Annotated in this window: 16 protein-coding genes and 1 other RNA gene; 4 read left to right on the top strand and 13 right to left on the bottom strand. The window is 36.6% G+C overall.

All coding sequences use genetic code 11. The features are described 5' to 3' along the window. The gene (locus B2008_RS02230) at nt 1-924 is read left to right on the top strand and encodes a DegV family protein (protein ID WP_281827965.1); all 924 of its coding nucleotides are present in this window, start codon (nt 1-3) and stop codon (nt 922-924) included. Between the two features lie 18 nt (nt 925-942). Here the strand turns inward: B2008_RS02230 and B2008_RS02225 are convergent, their stop codons facing one another. The 6 genes from B2008_RS02225 to B2008_RS02200 form a co-directional block, all read right to left on the bottom strand. Continuing rightward, nucleotides 943-1,287 (bottom strand): acyltransferase, encoded by a 345-nt coding sequence (locus tag B2008_RS02225; protein WP_281827963.1) that lies wholly within the window; start codon nt 1,285-1,287, stop codon nt 943-945. A 17-nt stretch (nt 1,288-1,304) separates the two neighbouring features. Next, nucleotides 1,305-2,537, bottom strand: coding sequence for a metallophosphoesterase (locus tag B2008_RS02220; RefSeq protein WP_281827962.1), 1,233 nt, complete (start codon nt 2,535-2,537; stop codon nt 1,305-1,307). Continuing rightward, nucleotides 2,524-3,657 (bottom strand): THUMP domain-containing class I SAM-dependent RNA methyltransferase, encoded by a 1,134-nt coding sequence (locus tag B2008_RS02215; protein WP_281827960.1) that lies wholly within the window; start codon nt 3,655-3,657, stop codon nt 2,524-2,526. The genes B2008_RS02220 and B2008_RS02215 overlap by 14 nt, the downstream gene beginning before the upstream one ends. Nucleotides 3,658-3,733: 76 nt before the next feature. Further along, nucleotides 3,734-4,096: RNase P RNA component class B (gene rnpB / locus B2008_RS02210), an RNA gene on the bottom strand. Nucleotides 4,097-4,140: 44 nt separating this feature from the next. Next, complete coding sequence (locus tag B2008_RS02205; protein WP_281827959.1) at nt 4,141-4,554, bottom strand: DivIVA domain-containing protein; 414 nt, start codon at nt 4,552-4,554, stop codon at nt 4,141-4,143. 90 nt (nt 4,555-4,644) lie between these two features. Then, the gene (locus B2008_RS02200) at nt 4,645-5,214 is read right to left on the bottom strand and encodes a DUF1273 domain-containing protein (RefSeq protein WP_281827957.1); all 570 of its coding nucleotides are present in this window, start codon (nt 5,212-5,214) and stop codon (nt 4,645-4,647) included. A 69-nt stretch (nt 5,215-5,283) separates the two neighbouring features. On the opposite strand from B2008_RS02200, the gene recU reads away from it, so the two are divergent. Beyond that, nucleotides 5,284-5,916: a Holliday junction resolvase RecU gene (gene recU / locus B2008_RS02195; protein WP_281827956.1), complete on the top strand. Its 633-nt coding sequence runs from the start codon at nt 5,284-5,286 to the stop codon at nt 5,914-5,916. Next, nucleotides 5,906-8,221 (top strand): PBP1A family penicillin-binding protein, encoded by a 2,316-nt coding sequence (locus B2008_RS02190; protein ID WP_281827954.1) that lies wholly within the window; start codon nt 5,906-5,908, stop codon nt 8,219-8,221. Before recU ends, B2008_RS02190 begins: the two co-directional genes overlap by 11 nt. A 43-nt stretch (nt 8,222-8,264) precedes the next feature. On the opposite strand, the gene nth is transcribed toward B2008_RS02190, so the two are convergent. From nth to B2008_RS02155, 7 genes are all read right to left on the bottom strand, one after another. After that, nucleotides 8,265-8,897: an endonuclease III gene (nth, locus tag B2008_RS02185; protein ID WP_281827952.1), complete on the bottom strand. Its 633-nt coding sequence runs from the start codon at nt 8,895-8,897 to the stop codon at nt 8,265-8,267. Beyond that, nucleotides 8,898-9,542, bottom strand: coding sequence for a DnaD domain protein (locus tag B2008_RS02180; protein ID WP_006351164.1), 645 nt, complete (start codon nt 9,540-9,542; stop codon nt 8,898-8,900). 71 nt (nt 9,543-9,613) lie between these two features. Next, nucleotides 9,614-10,912, bottom strand: a complete 1,299-nt coding sequence (gene asnS / locus B2008_RS02175) for an asparagine--tRNA ligase (protein WP_281827950.1) — start codon at nt 10,910-10,912, stop codon at nt 9,614-9,616. Nucleotides 10,913-10,963: 51 nt separating this feature from the next. Continuing rightward, nucleotides 10,964-11,461, bottom strand: a complete 498-nt coding sequence (locus tag B2008_RS02170) for a hypothetical protein (RefSeq protein WP_281827948.1) — start codon at nt 11,459-11,461, stop codon at nt 10,964-10,966. Beyond that, nucleotides 11,442-14,240, bottom strand: a complete 2,799-nt coding sequence (locus B2008_RS02165) for a helicase C-terminal domain-containing protein (protein ID WP_281827946.1) — start codon at nt 14,238-14,240, stop codon at nt 11,442-11,444. Before B2008_RS02165 ends, B2008_RS02170 begins: the two co-directional genes overlap by 20 nt. Before the next feature lie 36 nt (nt 14,241-14,276). Continuing rightward, the gene (gene addA, locus B2008_RS02160; protein ID WP_281827944.1) at nt 14,277-17,876 is read right to left on the bottom strand and encodes a helicase-exonuclease AddAB subunit AddA; all 3,600 of its coding nucleotides are present in this window, start codon (nt 17,874-17,876) and stop codon (nt 14,277-14,279) included. Next, nucleotides 17,876-21,361, bottom strand: a complete 3,486-nt coding sequence (locus tag B2008_RS02155; protein ID WP_281827942.1) for a PD-(D/E)XK nuclease family protein — start codon at nt 21,359-21,361, stop codon at nt 17,876-17,878. Before B2008_RS02155 ends, addA begins: the two co-directional genes overlap by 1 nt. An 81-nt stretch (nt 21,362-21,442) precedes the next feature. Here B2008_RS02155 and mvk point away from each other — a divergent pair, with 81 nt between their 5' ends. After that, entirely contained in the window at nt 21,443-22,354 is a 912-nt protein-coding gene (gene mvk / locus B2008_RS02150) for a mevalonate kinase (RefSeq protein WP_281827941.1), read from the top strand. The last annotated feature ends 2 nt before the right edge of the window (nt 22,355-22,356 follow it).

The following is a 22,356-nucleotide window of genomic DNA, read 5'->3' as shown; positions in this document are numbered from 1 at the left end:
ATGAAAATTGCTGTCTTAACAGATAGTTCCGCATATTTATCAAAAGAGGATCAAGAAAAATACCACATTGATGTCATTCCTATCCCAATTATTTGGGGTGATAAAACTTATAAGGACTTAATTGATATCGGCTATGAGGAGTTTTATCAAAAACTTGAACATGCTGAAACGTTACCAACTACCTCTCAACCTTCAACCGGTGAGGTTCAAAAATATTTGGATCGTTATGTTGATGAGGGCTATACGGATGTTTTTATTATTCCTATTTCAAGCGGCTTATCTAGTTTTTATAGTTCTTTAGTCAATATTGCCAAAGAAGAAAAAAGAATCAAAATTCATTTGTTTAATCCAAAAATTACTTGTGCTGGTGAAGCTGATGCTGCTTTATTAGCTGGAAAATTGGTGCAAGCCGGTGCAAGTCCTGATCTGATAATGCATGATCTTGAAGACTTGCGTAAAACAATGGATATCCGCTTCATGGTTGATAATTTGAATCACTTGAAGAGAACGGGACGTTTATCAAACGCATCCAGTTTTATGGGAACTCTTCTGCATATTAAACCTATTTTATCAATGGACGTTCAAGGCAAAGGCAAGATCTCAGCAATTGCTAAGGAAAGACAATACAAACGTGCTTATAAACATGTTCAAAATGATTTTGCAAAATTAACGTCTGAAATGCCATATCCAATTCAGTGCACTGTCTTTGATTCACTTGATCCAGCGCGGGAAAAAGAATGGCTTGCTGACTACCGTGAAAAATTTCCAGAAATTAAATTTAATACAGCAATTATTGGTCCAGTAGTTGGAGTCCATGTTGGTCAACACACAATGGCGTTAATTTGGTGTCGCGATGTTGATAGTTATTTTGATGAAAACGGCAAGCCGATTGCTGAGATCAATTCAAAAGAAGTTCAAGATTAATTAAAAAAAGCGAGGTGTTTAGCCTCGCTTTTTCTTTCGCTTAATTCTAAAAAGATAAATTATTTGCATTTTGTTTACTTTGATTTTTTCAATTCGCATAGCCTTCCAAGTCCAAACCGTAATCACTGAAATTGGTTGTTTTATTTTTGAACGATAAGGCAATTTAAGCAAATCTTTTTCATAATAGGAATTACATAAGATATAGCCCAAGATTAAAAAGAAAACAACCGTAATAATAATTGAAATCCAATTAACCTTTTCTGTGCCTTCATAGGCAAAAACTAAGCCTATAAATAGAATGATAAATAACCAGCAATAATAAATTAACCCGATTCTTCCAAGTTGAATAAAATGTTTTTTCACTTAGATCCCTCATTACATTAATAGCGAATTTTTACCTGTAAATTACTATGACTAGAAGTATCATACAGCGTCTTGAGATACAGCTCATATTCAGGATGTTCATTGATTAAAGTTTTATAAGCTTCAGAAGCATGAATTTTAGCTAATTGACTGTTCTTTAAGTGATTCTGACCAGTGTAAAAATTATAATTCATTTCTGCAAACAAACGTCCCATTTTACGAATAAGATCCAGTGAATCCCTGTTCTTCTTCAAGTCGGTTTGCATCAAATTTGCTGCTAAAGTACCAAGCTGAAGATTTTTTAGATAATCATGAAAATGCATCAATGTGTAGTCCTGACTCTCATGATCATCAAGATATTTGCGCATATCAAATGATTTTCGAACATAAGTAATGTGTTTTTGGTGAAGACGAACTACGCCATATCCTTGATCAGTTGAGCAAAAACTCGAAGTAACTACTTCTGTAGTTGGTGTCATTTCTTGCGGTCCCAAGATATTTTGAGCATGAATATGACCGGAAAAAGCCAACTTAACATTATAGCGAGCGCACAATCTTCTAACTTCTGCAGCATTATCCAAAACATAATTTTGGTTGACTACAGGATTATGAGCATACAAATTGTGATGCATGAATAAAATTGGCCGCAAATGCTGCTGGGAAGCCTTCTTAAATTGCTTTTCCAACCATTTCAATTCATCTTTATTGATAGCACCCCTTGTAAAAGGCGCAGTTGTCGTTTCTTCTTTGCCATAATAGTTTGAATCAGCCAAAACAAGCAAGTAATTAGGATTAAGCTGGACGCTATAAGCTAAAGAATTGCTATCTTCATCTTCAGAGGCCCAATAGCTTTTATCAAAAATAGACTTCCAAAACATCGGACTGATTTGACCTGCATAAAATTGCTTTTTGCCACGGAATTCTCTTGCCCAGCCATCAAAAATATCATGATTGCCAGGTACAACTAATAATTTTGTTTTAGTTAATCCTTTGAAAATTTGAGCAAACCTTTCAGCAGAATTTCTTTCGCCATTAAATGTAACGTCGCCAGTAACAACGATTGCCGCAGGCTGCTTTTCGTTAGCCATTTTGACAAAAGACTTAAGCACTGTTTCTTGATAATATAAATCTTTTCCTTGGCTTGTCTTTTGCATTCTGGAAAAGGCTTGACCATTATCATGCAAAACATCAGCGATTAAATGTGTATCAGAGATTACCCAAATTTCTGTATTGAGATCATTTGTGATCATTTTTATTAGCCCAGTATTGATAGAAATCTACTCTTAAGTTACCGTTGAACAACTTACGCTTCTTCGTTGCTTTCTTGCCGAAGCATTTTTCAAAGTTAGGATCTGCTGTCAAATAATATTGACTGAAGCTGGATAAAGGTTTAAAAACCTCACCCATCTGCTGATATAAAACTTCAGCTGATTTACGATCTTTCAATCTTTTACCATAAGGAGGGTTTGCAATAATAATTCCGTTCTCCAAATCAGTCGCAAAATCTTTGACTGCTACCTGCTTAAAGCGAATATCTTGCAATACTCCTGCATTGTGAGCATTAAGCTTTGCAACTTCCAAAATAGATTGGTCGATATCGCTAGCCCAAATTGGTGCCTCTAACTCTTTTACTTGACTTTTTGCTTCTTCAACTGCATCTTTATGCAATTGTGGATCAAACCAGTCAAAGCCATCAAAAGCGAATTTACGCCAAGTACCAGGAGCTACATTCTTGGCAATTAAAGCTGCTTCAATTGCCAGAGTTCCAGAACCGGTCATTGGATCAATCAATGGATGAGTTCCATTATATGGCGTTAAAAGAAGCAAGCCTGCAGCGAAGTTTTCCTTCAAAGGTGCACCACCATGTTCAATTCGATAGCCGCGTTTAAATAAACTAGCACCAGTTGTATCTAATGAAATCCGTGCCTTATTATTATAAATATGAACATCTAGCGGATATTCGTTGCCACTTTCGGGAAGAAAACCACGACGATGATATTCAGACGTCATTTTATCAACAATTGCTTTTTTTACAATTGACTGAACGTCCGGCTCTGAATGAAGCTTAGATTTAACTGCCCTTCCTTGGACCGGAAATTTAGCATCAACTGGTAATAACTCTGCCCAGTCATAGTCGTAGACTTCGTTATACAAAGTGTCAAAATCTAAAGCTTTAAATTCTTTAAGCAGAATTTTGATTCTGTCTGCTGAGCGAAGCCACAGATTGGTTTTGACGATATCAGCTTGCGTTCCCTTGAAAAAAACGCGTCCATTTTCAGTTTGCGTTTGATAACCTAAATTATTTAGTTCTTTAGCAACAACACTTTCAAAACCAGCACCCATTGTTGCATAAAGTTGATATTCTTTCATACAATGCTCTTTCGTTTCTTTTTGATTAAAAAAAGAGTTGAACCCCAAAAAAGAAGCTCAACTCTGCCGTGTGAATTTCTATAAGCCACGTTTTGTTCCAGCAATCCTTGGCGAGATTACCTTCAGCAGCCATCTATCTTTATTGCTTTAAGCAATAATCCGACCTTTAGTTCAATTTCTTAGATCGAGACGCCCCCACCAAATTTGGGTTACACGCTCGCAGGGTTTACCTCGTTCCACCAAAACCGTTTCCGATTTTGCTTCGTCACTGTGGCACTTTTCAGGATACTTATGCATGTCCGCAGATTTAGCATTTTTTCCGCCGTGATTAAAAATCCTCCAGCTTATTAGGCTGAATACGATCACTACGAGCATCGCAGCTCGTGCGTGCGTGGACTTTCCTCAGCTAGCATAAAGCTAACCGCGACTGCTCAAAATTCACACTGTCAATTAATTATAACAAAATATACTATTTTTGCAAGCTTACTTTTGTAATCCGTATACTCGTTGTTCCAAATTGTAAACTTTGCGTTCTAGGGTAGAAATTCTTTGAATGATAGCCATATTCGTTGAGATTTCACCTTGCGTATCAATTTCTTCAAAGCTGGTATTGCTGTGATGATTGGTTGGTGTGTATGTTCTGACATCTTCAGGTTCAGTAACAGCAACAGAAGTTTGAACATGCTTTTGTGTTTCTTTTGCTTCCATCAATTCGCGTTGCAACTTACCGATTTGTCCGTATAAATCTTCAATAATAGAAGAAAAAGTTTCGTAATCTGAGATGATTTGATCAAGATAAGCATCAACTTCATCTGGATCATAGCCTTTTACTTTATTTCTAAATTGTTTCTTTAAAATATCTTCTGATGATAATTTGATATCGTTTAAATTTGCCATCGACTGACAACTCCCTTTCATTCTCTTTTATTTTAGCAAAAAGCAAGAAAGCATTAAATAACTAAAAGCACTTTAGTAAAACTTTAAACTTTATTGATTAAAATTATTGCTTTCGTGATTCTCCTGATATTCCTCAGCTGCATCTTGCAAATCATAAAAATCAATTAAATCAAGTTGATATTCATGATCTTTTTGATACCTTCTTATACTATTAAAATCGTATTTTGGTTTTCCTGGATGTTCTTCATCATAAATCATTAAAGCCCGATCAGTGTGACGCAACATAAAATTTTGATAGTTTCGCAGTTGCATGGGACTTTGATAGGGAGTATTAGAAGTTGATGCAAAAAAATCAACTTGGTTTTTCAAATTTAAAAAAGCAGCTTGATTGTTTTCGTTCCAGTGGTTTGCAAACTCCTCATATGGCGTCATGATCGAAACTCTTACTGGATAATCCTTTCTAAGTTCGATTCCGGCCTGTGTTGCCCATTGTTCAACACCAAGATTAGCACCGGTAATGATCCAATCTAATTCTCCGTCATCTAATCTTGCTTTGAAGTAATTGCTTAAAGCATATTTAATTACCGTAATTTTGGGGTCCTTATCACCAAAAACATTTAATTCATAGCTACGATATCCAGTTACCCACAAACGTTGCATAATACAAGAAGCTTCCTTTTATTCAAAAACCATCTCTTTATTGCTATAATGCTAACAGGAGTGAAGTCAATGGTCAAATATCCTAGCGGTAGCATGGCCGCTTTTAGAAAACCAGCAAATAAACCAAAATTAAGTCGTGCCTATCATCATAAAAAAGGTGTAAATTTTTCTGATCGTGGGATGACGCTGGAACAGCAAATCAATGAATCGAATAAGTACTACCTTGAAGAAGAAATTGCAGTAGTTCATAAAAAGCCTACTCCTATTCAAATTGTCAAGGTAGATTACCCGAAACGGTCAAAGGCCGTAATTCGTGAAGCTTATTTTAGACAAGCCTCAACTACTGATTATAATGGTGTGTATCAAGGATATTACCTTGATTTTGAAGCAAAAGAAACAAGAAATAAGACCAATTTCCCTTTGAAAAACTTCCATGAACACCAAATTTTTCATTTAGCTGAATGTTTGAAACAAGATGGAATTTGCTTTACAATTATTGGATTCACAAGCTTGCAGCGTTATTTTGTTACGCCTGCTAGTTTCGTCATTAAAGCGTGGTGGTCCAAAGATAAGAGCTCAATGACTTTAAAAGAAATTGAAGATCATTCAATTGAAATCAAATCTGGCTTTCGTCCTACTCTACCATACCTAATGGCTGTTGATCATTTTATTTCAGTTAGGAAAGTGAACAATGACAAGTAGAAGTAATGGCTCTAGCCGCGCAAACGCGTCACGAGAATCTCGCAGAGCTAACAATAAGAAGCGGAAAAACAACCGCATATGGGTACAAATTATCAAATGGATTTTCTTGTTGATCTTATTGGTAGTTGTATCCGGTATTGGATTATTTGCATATTATGCAAAAGATGCTCCAAATATTAGTCAAGACCAGTTGCAAAGCGGCGGTACTTCGAGTCTTTATACAACAGATGGTAAATTTTTGCTATCTCTTGGCTCAGAAAAAAGAATTTATGTTAAAAACAGTAAGATTCCGCAACAACTAAAAGATGCTGTTGTTTCTGTCGAAGATAAGCGATTTTACTCAGATAAGCTTGGAGTTGATCCAGTCAGAATTATCGGCTCAATGGTAACTAATGCAAAAAGCAATAGTATTGCGGCAGGTGGTTCTACGATTACTCAGCAATTAGTAAAATTGACCGTCTTTTCAACTGCAGCTTCGCAAAGAACTTTAAAGCGTAAGGCTCAAGAAGCATGGCTTGCGATGAAAGTTCAACGCGAGTTCAGCAAAGATCAAATTCTGGAATTCTATATTAATAAGGTATACATGAATTACGGTAATTATGGAATGGGCACCGCGGCAAATTACTATTACAACAAGTCGCTTAGTCAACTTGATTTAGCCCAAACTGCTTTAATAGCTGGGATGCCTAACGCTCCAGTTGCTTATGATCCGTACCTCTATCCTGCCAAGGCCAAGTATCGGCGCGATATTGTGTTAAAGGCTATGCTTAATAACAATAAAATTACCAAATCGCAATATACGAAAGCCGTTAATGAAAGCATAACTAAGGGCTTGGTAAAGCATAAATCAAGCAGCGAATCTAAGTTGCGCAAGATTGATGATCCATATATTAAGGAAGTTATTTCTGAAGTTAAGAAAAAGGGCTTTGATCCTTATAACGATAACTTAAAGATTACAGTTAACATCAATCAAAAAGCACAGAACAAATTGTATGAATTAGCCAACAATGGTTCAATTCCATTTACCAACAACGCAATGCAAATTGGTGCCACTGTCGTTGATCCAACAAATGGTCACGTTATCGCAATTCTAGGTGGTCGCCATTTGCCATCAGTTCAATTAGGACTTGACCGTGCCGTTCAAACAGGAAGATCAACTGGTTCTTCGATTAAGCCGGTTTTGGATTATGCTCCTGCTATTGAATATTTGAATTGGTCAACTGCAAAAATTCTGGAAGATACCAAGTACGTATATCCTGGTACTAATATTCAGCTTTATGACTGGGATAATAAGTATATGGGTGCAATGACAATGCGGTATGCTTTGGAACAATCACGTAACGTGCCGGCTGTTAAAACATTGGCTAAAGTTGGTGTGAAGCGTGCATCTGTCTTTGCGAAGAGAATGGGCATTAATGTTCCAGCAAGTTCAGGTCTGTCAGTTGCGATCGGTGCTAACGCCTCTAGTTTGCAAATGGCTGGAGCTTACAGCGCCTTTGCTACTGAAGGTATTTATCATAAACCACAATTTGTATCTAAGATTGAAACTCCAGATGGTTTAACCAGAAATTATGATTCAAGCGGTGTACGGGTTATGAAGCGTTCAACTGCTTATATGATTACCGATATGCTTAAAGGTGTTATTAAGAAAGGATCAGGTACATCTGCAAAAATTTCAGGTCTCTACCAGGCTGGTAAAACTGGTACTGTTAAGTATTCTGAGACTGAACTCGCTAAGTACCCTAGTTACTCGTCAACACCAAAGGATTCTTGGTTTGTTGGTTATACTAAGAGTTACGTCATGGGTGTTTGGACAGGCTATGACAATTTAAAGGACGGAACTATTTCAGGTGCTGGTCAGCAATCGGCTCAATTGATTTATAAGAGCATGATGAAATATCTGATGCAGAATAAGGCAAATACTGATTGGGTAAAGCCTTCATCAGTTATTAGAGCTAAAATTGTTAAAAACTCTAATCCACCTGAAGTTGCTTCTGCCGGGCAGTCAGGTGAATGGCAATTATTTGTTAAGGGTCATGCTCCTGCTGGATTAACTGATAACTCTTCAAGTTATGACGAAGAAGATGAAGAATCGAATACGAATGAACAGTCTTCATCAAATGCTCAAGACAGTCAAAGCCAGCAAAGCAGCAGTTCTGAAAATGGCAGTACAACTCAGTCAAGCAGTGCTGAACGTTCATCACAGAATAATTCAAGCTCAGCATCTTCTAGTTCGAGTTCTCAATCGAGTCGAAAGAAAGAAGAAAATACCGATAACAATAATAACAATCGAGATAATCGTTAAACAAAAAACAAGTTTGGTTTTTCCAAACTTGTTTTTCTTTGCTCTATTTTTCTGGTGGTAAATAAGAATATGGATCAGGATTTTTTGCACGAGCCGGCATTGTATATCTGCCAAAACGAATCATCGCGTGATGAGTATGAATCCATTCTTCTTTTGGCAAAAGCTCTTCCAATCTTTTTTCAACTTCATGCGGGGTAGCCTTTGCAGGAACAATATGAAATTTTTTCGATATTCTCGAAACGTGCGTATCAACCGCAATTGCCGGAACTCCGAATCCTTCGGCTAGAACGACATTGGCAGTTTTCTCTCCTACTCCCGGCAATTGCATTAATTTCTTTTTATCAGCCGGAATTTGACTATCATATTTATCAACCAAAATTTGCGCTGTCGCCTTTAAATGTTTAGCTTTTGAATGATATAATCCAATCTTCTCAATATCGTGTTCAATTTTCGCGATTGGAGCCTTTGCCAGTGCTTGCGGTGTTGGAAAATCTTCACTAAATTGTGGCATAACACGATTTACCATCTTATCAGTCGTCTGTGCACTCATTAAAACGGCACATAGCAAATGAAATTTACTATCCCATTGCAATTCGCTTTTTGCGCCCGGGTATAAACTGGCAATTCTTTTTAAAACAGCTAGGGCTTCCTGATCGCTTAATAACTTTTCTTTCATTTAACGATTCCTTTGCAAAAATTGTTTAACTTCTGAACTTGTTTTTAAATTGTGTCTTTGCCAATTTAAGAGGATTCGATCAACGTACTTCAAACTATACGCTTGTGATAAAACAGCCTCTCTAAGAGCTAAATTGATGATCTCAGGCGAATAATGATCAACATTCAACCAAGAAGCAATTTCTTCACGCTCAATCGGACTAAGATATCGACCAAATTCAATTTCAAACTGACGTGCGATTCGATTTAACGGATTATTTTCCAAACTATCGCTGATCTTAGTACTATTTTGTTGACGTTGATCTTTTACCAAAACATGCTCGTTAAGATATTCATCCAATTTATCATATAAGGGTTTTAGACTATAATTGTCTGCTATCCTGTTTTGAGAATCCGTAGTTTGTTCAATTGCCAAATAATTTTGGTCAATCAATTGTTGAATTAGGTTGGCTACTTCACTAACTGAGAGATTTGTATTGGCCGCTATTTTTTCATTTGATGGAAATTGTTCGCCATGTTGAGCAAAGGCTTCCAATTGAATTATTAGCAGTAATTCTGCATCAGAAATATGAAGTTGCGGATAATATGCGATTAAGCCGTTAGGTAAAGTAGTAAAGCCTAAGTTTCGGTAATCATTAAAATGCATAAAAATTTCCCCTTTAAAAAAAGTTGAACTAATTAATATTAGTCCAACTTTTTAAATTATTATTTGTTTTTTTATGGTTGCATTCTATTGATCAATCTTGGAAATGGAATTGCTTCACGAATGTGATCAAGGTGACAAACCCAAGCAATTGTTCTTTCAAAGCCCATACCAAAGCCTGAGTGAGGAACACCGCCGAATTTACGTAAATCAAGATACCATTGATAGTCTTCAAGATTAAGTCCAGCATCTTCAATTTGTTGCTTTAAAATTTCGTAGTTTCCTTCACGCTCAGAACCACCAAAGATTTCACCGTAGCCTTCAGGTGCAATTACATCAGCACATAAGTATTCCTTTGGATTTTCTGGGTTTTTCTTCATGTAGAATGGCTTAATTGAGGTTGGATAGTTGACAATAAAGACTGGACGATCGTATTGCTCAGAAATGTAACCTTCATCTGGAGCACCAAAGTCATCGCCCCACTTAAAGTCTCGTCCAGCGTCTTGAAGCATTTTAACTGCATCATCATATGGAAGACGTACAAAATTGCCTTCGGTGGTTGAACGAAGTTTTTCAGGATCACGACCTAAAATGCGAAGCTCGTATTCATTGTTATCCAAAACTTGCTTAACCATATAAGCCAAGTATCTTTCTTGGAGGTCTAATGATTCATCTTGGTGCATCCAAGCCATTTCAGGTTCCATCATCCAAAATTCAGTCATGTGACGACGACCCTTTGATTCTTCTGCTCTAAATGTTGGCCCAAAAGTAAAGATTTTACCATAAGCCATGGCACCAGCTTCACCATAAAGTTGACCTGATTGTGACAAGTAAGCGTCACGATCAAAGTAATTAACGTGGAATAATTGAGTAGTACCTTCTGGAGCTGAATGCATGAAAATAGGTGCATCAAACTTGATGAAACCTTCTTTTTCAAAGAAGTCAACAGTAGCCTTGAACATAGTATTTCTAATTTGCATAATTGCAAATGGCTTCTTTGATCTTAACCATAAATGACGGTGATCAAGCAAAAAGTCAATACCATGTTCCTTGTTACCAATTGGGTAACCTTCATTGTTGCTTACAATCTTCAAATCTGAAATTTGAATTTCGAAATCAAAGTGTGAACGTTCATCTTTGTGAACTGTTCCTGTAATATAAAAACTTGCTTCTTGACGTAAAGTTTTAGCTGCTTCAAAAATTTCATCAGAAACATCATTATTACGAACAACACCTTGGAAAAATGCGGTACCATCACGCAATTGCAAGAAGATGATCTTACCACTTGAGCGTTTGTCTGTTAACCAAACATGCATTTTGACTTCTTCATCAACATGTTTAGAACAATCTTTAATTGAAATCAATTCTGTCATAAAATTCCTATCCACCTTTTTATCTTTTTACTGTTATATCATATCATAAACTTACAGATTATCGACTTCGTTTATTGCTTTTCCTGTCTTAAAATCATAAAGCGTGTAGCCGAGATTGCCTTTGCTATTTTGATAGGCAACTTCCCAAACTGGATTATTTTGATACCAGCCTAAATTAATGCCTTTAATTGTAGCTCCTTTATGTGCAGCAGTGAAAGTACTTTTGATTTTGCTTTGACTGGTACCTTTGCTTGCTTGGTAGAGATAAGCCTTCTTGGTTTTAGGCAAATAAACAAAATAGTAAGTCTTCCCTTTGCTATCAGTTCCTTTTAAAGCATAGCTGCTAACGCCACGATCTAAATGATAGTAAGTCTGTACGTTAGTTATTGCCGTTTTTTGTCTAGCAATTTGAGCAATCTGTCGATCATTGCCTCTGCCAATACTGCCCGCTCTGAAAAATACGAAAATGCTGGCAATATATAACAAAATTGCGATTACAATAACCCAAATAATAAACTTAATTGTTTGTCTAGTGTCGTCTCTGATCATAATTATCTAGCTTTGTCTTCAATTCTTTTCTTGTAATTTGCTCAGTTTTGACTGGAATTGCCTTAATAAATTCTTGACCGTAGTTTTCAGTCCATAGTCGTGAATCTAAAATTACGAACTGACCATGATCTTTTTCACCACGTATTAATCTCCCAATTCCTTGTCGCAAGCGAACAACCGCACGCGGCAAGCTGTCTTCTTCAAAGACATTAACTCCAAGGTTCTCTAAGCGTTTTTGTCTTAAGCAAACTTCAGGCTGATCAGGAGATTCAAATGGCAATTTTGCAGCAATGACGAGAGCAACGCCACAGTCATGAAAGTCTATTCCTTCCCAAAAACTGTCCGCACCAATAATAATTGCCTTTTTAGCAATACTAAAACGTTTAGCAATTCGATTATTTGAACCGGTTATGCCTTGAGCTAAGATTTCAAAGTCCTTTAGTTTCGGATTGTTGACGATTTTAGAAAAAGTCTCACGGATGGTGTCCAAATTCGTCATTAAAATTAGAACGTGATTCTTTTGAAGCAAATCAGACGTAATAATTTCTTCAATTGCTTTTTCATATTCTTCACTATTCGGCTTTGGCATGTCTTTAACCGCTAAAACTTCTAAATGTTTATTTAAATTAAAGGTGCTTTTTCCAATATAAGTAATTGGCATCAGTTTTTCAACTGATAACTGTCCAATTGCATAAGAAAAGTCATGATCAACAGTCAAAGTAGCACTGACAAAAAGCAGATGATCAAAACGATTGTAAATTTGCTTTAATTCTTTATCTGCATCCAGCATTAACCACTTCAAATTGGAACTTAATGGATCTTCTGGGTTAGTGGCAACCAGGATAAAGCCCTCTTCTTGCAAATTATCCTTATTATTGATCAAATCAGCAAGCTGATAGCTTTTTTCGCTGTAGTCATCCAATCGATCAATTTGCTCAGTTATTTCACTTAAAAGACTTTCTTCGTTAGCAAGCAAGCTTGTTTGTTCTTGATAAAGCTGAAACAAAATCTGATTGGTTTCTTGTCTGACCTGTTCAAGCTTTTGCTGGAAGGCTGGAAGTTGAGACCGAAAAGCTCCATCATCAGGAAACAAAGTCTTGCCTTGAAAACTTAGCTGCAAATTTCCGTTCGGAAGCAAAGATTGACTGATTGCCAAATCTTTTTGTTCGTAGAGCGCTTTTTGTAAATCATTAATTTGATAAATTAACGCTAAAATCTCAGGATCAAGTTTTTTCAACAAAAAGTTTAATTCAACGTCTTCAGAAAACTGATTTTGTACACTGTCCTCCGCGTAATAAAGCAAATTGCGCAAGTGACTTAAAACGCCCCATAAAGATTCAAACTGCAAAGAATCATTTCGTGAGGAGATAGCATTTTCTTTAAAGCGGTGAGCTTCATCAATTACTAAATATGGATTCTGCCCCCAAATTGTGTCCATGTAATGATTGGCCAAATAAGCATGGTTAGTTACTAAAATATCCGCCTCTTCTTGCCGCTCGCGGGCCAAATTCCAAAAATCTACTTCAGCAAAACGACTGCCAACTCTAGCATCCCCTGGATGAGAAATCTGCGTAAATAAAGGAGCGTTGTAATTAGTCAATTGCAGCTCATCCAAATCCCCAGTTTTGGTTTCGGTAAGCCAAACTAGAATTTGCATTTGCAACACTAAGGTAGGCTTATTAGGAGTTCCTTTAAATAAACTCTGTACAAAGCCATCCAAATCAATATAATGACTGCTCGATTTTACTACTTCCGCTTTCAAATCCAATTTGGTGATTTCAAGCATTTGCGGAATTTCACGATCAATAACTTGATCCTGCAATACTTTTGTAGGTGCAGCAATTACTAATTTTCTGCCTGAATATAATTCATATGCGTAACTGAAAAGATACGAAAATGTCTTTCCCGTGCCATTAGGTGCTTCCACCATCATTGCTCGTTCATTAGGATCTTTAATAAATTGATGCAAGTGATTGATTAAATCCACCTGTGCTTTGCGATAATTCAGTTTTCCCTTGAACATTTCTTTCTTAGTTTTATTGTCCTGAGGGAACTTATTATTTTCACCTGCAAAACGTTCAGATGGGTCAATCTGTTTTTGTAAAATTATATTTCTGACTTGAATAAATTCTTTGGCAAGTGGTCGTTTTTGCTTGCGATAGTAGTCAGCAATTTTATTCAAGACCCATGATGTATCTCTCACCAACTCAGACGATAAAGAACCTAAAGTATTTAAGGTAGCCTGTGGCAGTTTTTCCAAGCGGTGAATGATATCAATTAATAAGATCGCTGTTCCATATGCATCTGAGTCAGCCTTATGTGGGTTCAAATGCTTAATAGCTAAACGCGAAGTTAAATCACTTAACTTGTATGATGGTAAAGTTGGAAAAGCTATTTTTGCAAGTTCAACAGTATCAATTGCTTTATTGGTTAAGGCTGGATATCCATGCTGCATTAACTCGTAATTCAAAAAAGGCAGATCGAAATTAACGTTATGAGCAACAAAAACTGTATCCTCCAATATAGCAATAATTTTCTCGGCATAGTGTGAAAAGTCGGGAGCCTTTTCGACGTCTTCATTATGAATCCGCGTTAAATTCTGCACTGATAAAGGAATTTTGCGATGGGGATTGATCATAAAGGAGTAAGTCTTAACGACTTTCATATTTTTAATAATCGCACAGCCAAACTGAATGATATGATTATTATTTTCTCTCTGCGTTCCTGTTGTCTCCAAATCTACTACCGCAAAAGTATCTTTTGCGAAGATATTAGCCATCTTTGCCCTCCTTTCATTGTGTAATTCAGTTTTATTTTAATCTACTTTTACAACTTTTTTAGCATCTAACAAAATTAAATACTTACTCTTAACATTTTTGCCACTGAATTCTGTCAGCGCTTTTTCATATAGTCTTAATTGCCCTGCATACTTTGCTTTAATTGCTGCAATAGCCCGTTCAAGATGCGTCTGATCAACGTGGTCAGTTTTATAGTCAAATAGAATAATGCCATCGTGATCTTCATAATAACCGTCAATAGTACCGTGAACCAGTATTTTGGCATTCGGATCGGAAAAATCCTTAAATAATGTTTTAGCGGACAATAAGCTTGAAAAATCTACTTCTCGTTTTAGTCGATCGGGATGTTTCCAAAATTCTTGAGCAAAATCACTGTTTACAAACCAATTAATTTGGTCTTGATGAATACTTGGTACAATATCCGGATTGAGTTTTTTCTGGGTGATTAAAGTTTTAATTTCATCAGCCAGCTGACCCTCCTGGCGATCACAGTAATCATAATACTGCAGAATAAGGTGAGTTGCAGTACCTATTTCAGCTCCTGTAAATTTAGTCTCAAAAAGGAAATTAGGCTTATCATCGATCGGCTGCAAATAGCGATTGGTAGATGCAATTAGATGACTATTCTCCAAATCAGTATCAAGTGGATCGTTGAATGCTTTCTTAATTTCGGAAACAGCTTGATAAGCTGTCGTTTTGCTGGCATCATTGAAAGGATAAGTAAAATCAAACAGTTTTTTGGTTGTCTCATTTAATAAATCATATTCGTCATTATTAGTTTTGTCTTCTTGTTCATTTGGAACTGGCTTCAATTGATCATCGTATTTGATATAAATCAGATCCTCAGTCTGATCAATTGCAGGACTGATATCGTTCATTTTTTGTGCAATATGACGATCAAAAGCAAGCGCTGGTCCAATGAAGCTAAGAGCACTATTTGATGAAAGCTTATCAGCTAATGACAATTTATCCTTGAGATTAAGTTTATTTTTCCAGCTCTGTACTTTTTTATCAAAATTGGCAATATCTCCTACCATAACTAGTTTTTGCTTAGCCCGCGTCAAAGCGACATAAAGAATTCTAGCCTCTTCTTCAAGGAGCTGCTGTTTTTTATTGACGTTATCGATTGCTTTAACCAATGAGTCCAGACGATATTTGCTTTCTTTGATTGTTAATCCCAAAGAACTTCCAGTAATAACATAATTGCGAGTTAAATCACGCATCTGATAATGGTGTTCCATTCCAACATAAAAAACAATCGGAAATTCTAGTCCCTTCGAGCCATGAATTGTCATTAATCTTACTGCATTACCAGCTTTCTTAGTAAGAAGTGGTTGTGCCAAGTCCTTTTGTGAGCGGCGCATGCGGTTGATGAAGTTAATAAATTGATACAAGCCCTTGAAACCGGCACTTTCATAAGAATTAGCTCGCTCATACAAAGCTTCCAAATTTACTCGGCGCTGTTGTCCATTAGGCAGAGCCGTCATAATTTCCAATAGATTGGTTCGCTCATAAATACTCCAGATCAATTCTGAAATTCGGTGCGTTGCAGCAAAATCACGCAAACTATCCAATTTATTTAAGAAGTCTTTAATTCGCTGGCTTAATGAATCATTACTTGCAACATAAGCTAAAAGTGCACTGTAAAAACTGGTCTGCTTGTTTTTGATTCTGATTTTTGCTAAATCTTTTTCATCAAAACCAAACAAAGGGGAACGCAAAACTGTTACCAAAGGAATATCCTGGTCCGGATTGTCGATTATTTTGAGATAATTCATCATAATCGTTAGTTCAAAAGTTTGGAAATAGTTTTGGGCGTCAGTTACAAAAAGTGGCAGATCATTTTTAGCAAATTCCTGCATGATTTGCAGATTATCACTACGACTTCTGGTTAAAATAGCGATATCGCTATAGCGGAAAGGTCGCAATTTTCCCATATGTGAATCGAAGACTTGCAGTTTTTCTTTTTCAAAATGTTTAATCCGGTTAATTACCATCTGAATTTCTGAAAAATCAATGTCTTGATCATCATCGCTATTAGCACTGCTCTTTTCATGAAAAATTACTTCACTGGCTTGATCCAAATGAGCTGGATAATAATTGGCCCCAAATACCAACTGGCCTTCAGATTTGTAGTCAATTCCGCCAAAATTTCGACTTAAAAGCGGTTTAAATAAATGATTGACTATTTTGGTGACAGGTCTTGTCGAGCGGAAATTATCGGACAACAAAATTCGCTCTTGTGAAGAATCACTTTTTTGACCAAAATCGTGATATTTTTTTAAAAACAGACTAGGTTCAGCCTGTCTAAAACCGTAAATAGACTGCTTTACATCCCCTACCATGAAGACAGTGTTTTTATCCTTGTCTTTAATAGTCTGAATTATGTTTTCCTGCAGCGGGTTAATGTCCTGATATTCATCAACTAAAATTTCTTTAAACTTGTCACGATAAAAATCGCGTGCCAAAGAAGCATTGGAAGTGTCTGAAGAAAGAATTTGATATGCAAACTGTTCCATATCACTATAATCAAGCAAGTTCTCAGCTGCCTTAAGCTCACCAAAATGCTTAATCAAAGCCTCTTCTGCCTTGACGATCGTTTTCATGATTTTCTGGCCGTGATGCATAACTTTAATTTGTTCATCTTCATCGCTCGCAAAGAAAGCTGTAAAAATATCAAAAATTTGATTTTTTGCTTCTGCCTTCAAATCCTGCGTGGTTTGATAAAATTCTTGCAAATCTTCATCCCAATTGCTTGATTTTCGTGGTTTTAATTCAAAAATACAGCTGCGCAGTCGTTCTCTTAATTCGTTATAGTCTAAATCATCGTTTAGTCCCTTTGAGAAGAGCTTGACTTTTTGAAGGAATAAACTGAAATTTTGATTTACTTTTTGCAATTCCTTACTTTGCATAGCCGGATCCGTCAGAATTCGCTCAATTTTCTCAACCAAACCTTTGATGTTTTCTTGCAGGTAAGGTTTAATTTGCTCTTGCCATAAATCACTTTTAACAATGCAGTCTTCAATTGCATAAGAATCAGGCAAACTCCTCAACCAATCAATATAATTGGGTTTTGTCATTGCAAAGTTATACAGATCGAGCAAAAGATCATGCGCAGCTTCTGCATCCCGATCACCAGCAAAATTATTGTAGAAATCAATGAAATCTTGATTGTCTTCTGCTGTCAAAAAACTGCTTTCAATATCTTTTAGAGCTCGTTCTCTAAGCAAAGCTGCCTGTGTTTCATCAGTCAAGGTGCTGAAGCTGGGATCAAGATTGATAACATAATAAAAACGATGAATTACTTCCAAACAAAAAGCATCGATGGTTGAAATATTGGCCGTATCGATTTTATTCAATTGGCGGCGCAAGTATCTTTTTTGATTGCTAGATTGCAAGGCCTGCGTCAATGCATTTTTGATTCGTTCCTTCATCTCTTCAGCGGCGGCTTTGGTAAAAGTAACAATCAGCAACTGATCAACATCAGTACCACTTAAAATTTCATCTAATACCCGTTGAACCAAAACCGTGGTTTTCCCTGAACCTGCAGAAGCGGATACCAAAATATCCTTGCCACGATCATCGATAGCTTGTTGCTGTTCCTTAGTAAAAGGCATTAATCTGCATCCTTTCCTAGTGTTTCTCTAATCTTGCTCAATAAGTCTTTTTTGTCGATTTTAGTAATTTCGTGATACTGGTTTTGTCGCAACATGGCATCAAAGAAGAAAATATCACGATAATCAGAGTAAGTTAAAGCATTGCTGCTTTTTCCATATTTATATGGATTTAGTTTTATTTTTCCAGATAGAATCTGTTGGGATGCCTGCTTAATTAAGCATTCATCATACTGTAAGAGCAAATTGATTTCTTCTTCGCTAAAGTTGCGGTTAGCAGGCAAATGAAAGTCGCCATTTCTTTTAATTCTTAAATCAGTATAAAGCTCAGAAACTGGTTGGCTCTTTGACAAAAGTGGTTGTGCCTCCGTCAAGATTTCGGGATCATTTGAAATTAATCCGGTATACATTAACTTAGGCTTGCTGTCTAAAGCATTAGTTTTAATTGTCAAATCACTGCCGATCAGATTTGAACTGTTTAGTCGTTCTAGCTGCTGGGTCGCTGTCTGATAGAAAGCACCTAAAAGGGAGAGCTTTTCTTCACCAGCAAAAAATTGCTGGTTCTTGCTTAAAACATCTAGGTATGACACCATCTGCAAACTAATACCACTGTAGAAAAGACTAAGATCAAATTTTTTAGCAGATGATTTGTAATCAATTATTTGAGCTAGAACCTGATTTTTACCACTGACAGGAGCTAAATCTACTCGATCCATTTTTCCGCGCAATTGAGCTTTATGCTGCCCTGACAAATCAGAGAGTGGCAAGGATAAACCGTTAACTTTTTCTCCTAATCCAAAACTAAGTTCAGAATATTTTGCCCTTAATGGTGTTTGAATGAGGGACTTGCGCCAGTTTCTTGCAACTTTTGAAGTAGTTCGATCCAAGCAAGTAAATAAGTACTTGTTAAAAGGATCATTCATTAGCTGAGCATATTGTCCTTCTTGCTGCATCTGAAGACGAGCTTCATTTAATAATTTTTCCAGTTCAGACTGATCAATATTGCCTAAATCGAGTTTTTTACGATTCAATTCTTTTACTAATCTGTCAAAAGTTTCATGGAAATAGTTTCCGGCTTGAATAACGTCAAGTTCATTTTCAAACCGTTTCCGCAAACGTAAGCCGTAGTTTAAGAAATATTCATATGAATTTTCATAAAATGTCTCTAACTGTGATACAGAGGCATTCAAATTTTGTCCATATAATTCTTGTGCTAGTCCTTCTCCAATATTGACAGGCTGATTATCGTAAATGCTTGCTTTCAAAACGGCATTTGTTTTTTGTGGAAGCTTTTGCTTTGCCAAATCCAATAGTTGCTCAATGGCTTTACTATTTGAAATTGATTTTAGATATGTCAAATATCCCAAACTAGCCTCGGGATTAGTAATAAATGACAGCAATTCCTGCAGATTATCTGGCAGATCATGCTGGCTCATTTCTGGGGCATTATCTTGCTTTAAACGCTCATAAAAAAGCGATGGCTTCAATTCCTCATTGGCAGCATTCAATACCGGATAAGAAAGATATACGCGGTCTTCGGCTAAAGCAAGAGCTAGACCAAACTGATAATTTTGATCCAAATTGTTTAAATCCTGGCGATCTTCCAGGTATGAATCCTCATCAAAATCGGCGGCCATTTGCGCTAAGTTCTCCGAACTCAAAAATCCTGGTGTTTTTTGAATTTTTGGCAGGTTGCAGCTGGTAGCACCGATGATAAAAACCTGCTTATAGCCATTGTTTTGAACCATTCCGATTTCAGAAATATTCACGGCATCCAAAGTTGATGGAATTTGTGAAAAGTTGGCCTCTTTAAAGCCGCTGATCAGCATCTTAAAGAATTCGTCCTGATCAAAATGATCTGGGCTAATTAAAAGATAATCGCGCAAAAGCTGCATAAGCAAACTCCACAATTGCTCTGGCTGCTCTGCTTGTTGCAAATCGCCTTTATCATTTGCCTCAGAACGCCACTTTTCCAACTGTGAAATTGCGCCGTTGTCAGCTAAGAAATTGAAGAAAATAGTAATTGCCTTTCGACTGCCCTCTTTATTATTTTCTGCATTTAAATCAGTAAACAGCTGCGTAACTTTATCAATAATATAGCTGCGCAATTTATCAATTCGACCGATCTCTTCAGGTTGCTTATCCAGGCGAATTACCTCAGCCTTGACAAAATCCGAAAAGCTCTTTTTCCAAAGATCATAATTTATCCCATGAGCCAAAACGAAGTTTTCTAGTTCATCAACATCGTGCAAATAGCTAGCTTCATCTTGATACCAGGAAGGAATTAAAAGTCTTGTTTTCAGAATGGTCAAAATGTTTTGCGTAGAAAGACGCTCATCTAGTTTAGCTAAATTTTCAATTAAAACCACAAGCGGATGATATTTCATCTCTTGCTGCAAGTCATCAAAATAAGGAATCTGATTTTGCCGTAGAATAGGCGTTAAATAAGTTTCATATTCATGAAGATTTGGTGCCAAAATCAAAAAATCGCGGTAACGATAATTATTTAATGCAACTTGCTGGTAAATCGTACGCGCAACAAAGTAGGCTTCTGCATAACGTGAATCCGCACGCACAAGCTGAACCTGTTTTAATTCATCATTTGCTGGAATAGTTTGTGTCCAAATGCCATTCAAAATCTCGCGACCGCTTTGCTTAGGTTGAAGCGGATAAGCCTCTGTTTGATAAGAGATCCTTCTTTCATCCAAAAAAGATGCAAGCTTATGAATCGTTTGCTGAATGACATAATCATAATCGCCTTCTTCAGCCTTGGGATTAATATCTCCGAGTTGAGTTTTGAAGGCTAAAGAAACGTTTTTAGCTTTTCTGAAGAGCAATTTGATTGTCAATTGTTCCTGTAAAGAAAAATGTGAGAAATCAGTAAAGTAAAAGCTAGCTGTCTTTAAATTTTGATTCTTAGCTAAAACTTGATTCAGCTGCAACTGCGCTTCGTTTTTGGTTGAAAATCTTCCAGCTGTCTTTTCAATAAAAGCATCATAGATAATTCTTAAATCATGCAGTTTTTTACGTGTTTCTTCATTTAAATTTTCGTCACTGAAATCATCTAAGTCGAGATTTCCATCGTGAACCTGTAAAATAGTATCGTAAAGTTGTTTTACCGTTCCTGAATTTGGCTTGTCTTCTTTAATAAGCATTAAGTCATTTTGCTTGTCCTGAATGATTTTGCTTAAAAGCATAGCTGCTGCAGCATCATCAAGTTGAGTTGGCAGACCAACTTCAGCATCTTTTAAGAAGTACCAAGCAAGACGTGAAAATGATAAAACTTGCAAGTTTTTAACTGTGGTTTCAGTTTTATGCTGACTTGCTGCAAGTTTTTTAATCGCCTTAACTTCTGTGGTAAACTTGATATGATTAGGAACGATGATGAAAGTTTCATATTCTGGATGCTTTTGATAATTGTTAATTGCTTCTTCCAGAATTTTTTCTTGTAATGGATCGGTTTGACGACCTGTTAAAATTTTGATCATTTGTTCGCAACTCCTTGCTTATTATTTTAGCACAGGAAATATTTTCTTCATTAAAAATCAAACTTGGAGACTAAGAAGATAATGAAAAGCTCTTATTTAGCACATGGAAAAGTTATTTTAATTGGTGAACACTCGGTCGTTTACGGCTATGACGCACTGGCACTTCCAATCAAAGCATTGAATATTCGCACAACTGTCGAAGATGGTTCGCAAATGTGGATGGACACAGCTCGCTACCATGGTCCCTATTTTGAAGCGCCGGATGAATATAACGGCCTCAAGTATGTAGTAAAAACAATTTTAAAAAAAGCTGGTCAACCCGATGCAAAATTAAAAATCACTTACACTGGTGAGATTCCAATGGAACGTGGTTTAGGATCCAGCGCTACCGTTGCCCTGGGCACAACTAAAGCTATGAACCAGTTTTTCAATTTGCAAATGACGGAAAACGAGATTATGGCTATCACCAATCATGCTGAAATGATCAACCACGGCAAGGCTTCGGGACTTGATGCGGCTACTGTTCATTCAGATTATCTGGTTTTCTTCAACAAACAAGCCGGTCCTAAAAAACTAATGGCAAAGTTAAATTCTACTTTGCTGATTATGGACACAGGACAATTAGGAAATACTAAAGAAGCCGTTACTAAAGTGCGCCAAGAAATGGAAAATTCTATCCAAGCAAATAAAGGCATTGAACGTTTGGGCGTACTAGCTGACCAAACCAAAAAGGCTTGGATAAAACAAAATCAAGAACAAGTGGGCAAAATCTTTGATGAAGCACAAACGATTTTATCATCATTGGGCCTGTCTACTGACAGAATAGATCAGCTTAACCAAATTGCACATCAAAAAGGATGTCTAGGATTTAAACTTTCCGGTGGAGGTCTAGGCGGAATTGTTATTGCTTTGTGTCCTAATTCAGAAACTGCCGAAAAAATTGCGCAAGCAAGCAAGGATTTGATTGATCACTATTGGGTTGAGGAAATTTAGAT

The sequence above is a fragment of the Lactobacillus sp. UBA5813 genome, assembly GCF_002417895.1.
Classification (GTDB): domain Bacteria; phylum Bacillota; class Bacilli; order Lactobacillales; family Lactobacillaceae; genus Lactobacillus; species Lactobacillus amylolyticus.
Note: the sequence above shows the minus strand (reverse complement) of the source record. Positions and strands in the feature narration are given on the sequence as shown.

Coding starts and splice junctions, on each gene's coding strand:
- B2008_RS02205 (WP_281827959.1), bottom strand. CDS start 4,554: ATGGCAAATTTAAACGATATCAAATTATCATCAGAAGATATTTTAAAG.
- B2008_RS02180 (WP_006351164.1), bottom strand. CDS start 9,542: ATGCATTTTAATGATTACCGAAACTTAGGCTTTACTACTTTACCTAAC.
- nth (WP_281827952.1), bottom strand. CDS start 8,897: ATGAAAGAAAAGTTATTAAGCGATCAGGAAGCCCTAGCTGTTTTAAAA.
- B2008_RS02190 (WP_281827954.1), top strand. CDS start 5,906: ATGACAAGTAGAAGTAATGGCTCTAGCCGCGCAAACGCGTCACGAGAA.
- B2008_RS02230 (WP_281827965.1), top strand. CDS start 1: ATGAAAATTGCTGTCTTAACAGATAGTTCCGCATATTTATCAAAAGAG.
- B2008_RS02215 (WP_281827960.1), bottom strand. CDS start 3,657: ATGAAAGAATATCAACTTTATGCAACAATGGGTGCTGGTTTTGAAAGT.
- mvk (WP_281827941.1), top strand. CDS start 21,443: ATGAAAAGCTCTTATTTAGCACATGGAAAAGTTATTTTAATTGGTGAA.
- asnS (WP_281827950.1), bottom strand. CDS start 10,912: ATGACAGAATTGATTTCAATTAAAGATTGTTCTAAACATGTTGATGAA.
- B2008_RS02170 (WP_281827948.1), bottom strand. CDS start 11,461: ATGATCAGAGACGACACTAGACAAACAATTAAGTTTATTATTTGGGTT.
- B2008_RS02155 (WP_281827942.1), bottom strand. CDS start 21,361: ATGATCAAAATTTTAACAGGTCGTCAAACCGATCCATTACAAGAAAAA.
- addA (WP_281827944.1), bottom strand. CDS start 17,876: ATGCCTTTTACTAAGGAACAGCAACAAGCTATCGATGATCGTGGCAAG.
- B2008_RS02165 (WP_281827946.1), bottom strand. CDS start 14,240: ATGGCTAATATCTTCGCAAAAGATACTTTTGCGGTAGTAGATTTGGAG.
- B2008_RS02220 (WP_281827962.1), bottom strand. CDS start 2,537: ATGATCACAAATGATCTCAATACAGAAATTTGGGTAATCTCTGATACA.
- recU (WP_281827956.1), top strand. CDS start 5,284: ATGGTCAAATATCCTAGCGGTAGCATGGCCGCTTTTAGAAAACCAGCA.
- B2008_RS02200 (WP_281827957.1), bottom strand. CDS start 5,214: ATGCAACGTTTGTGGGTAACTGGATATCGTAGCTATGAATTAAATGTT.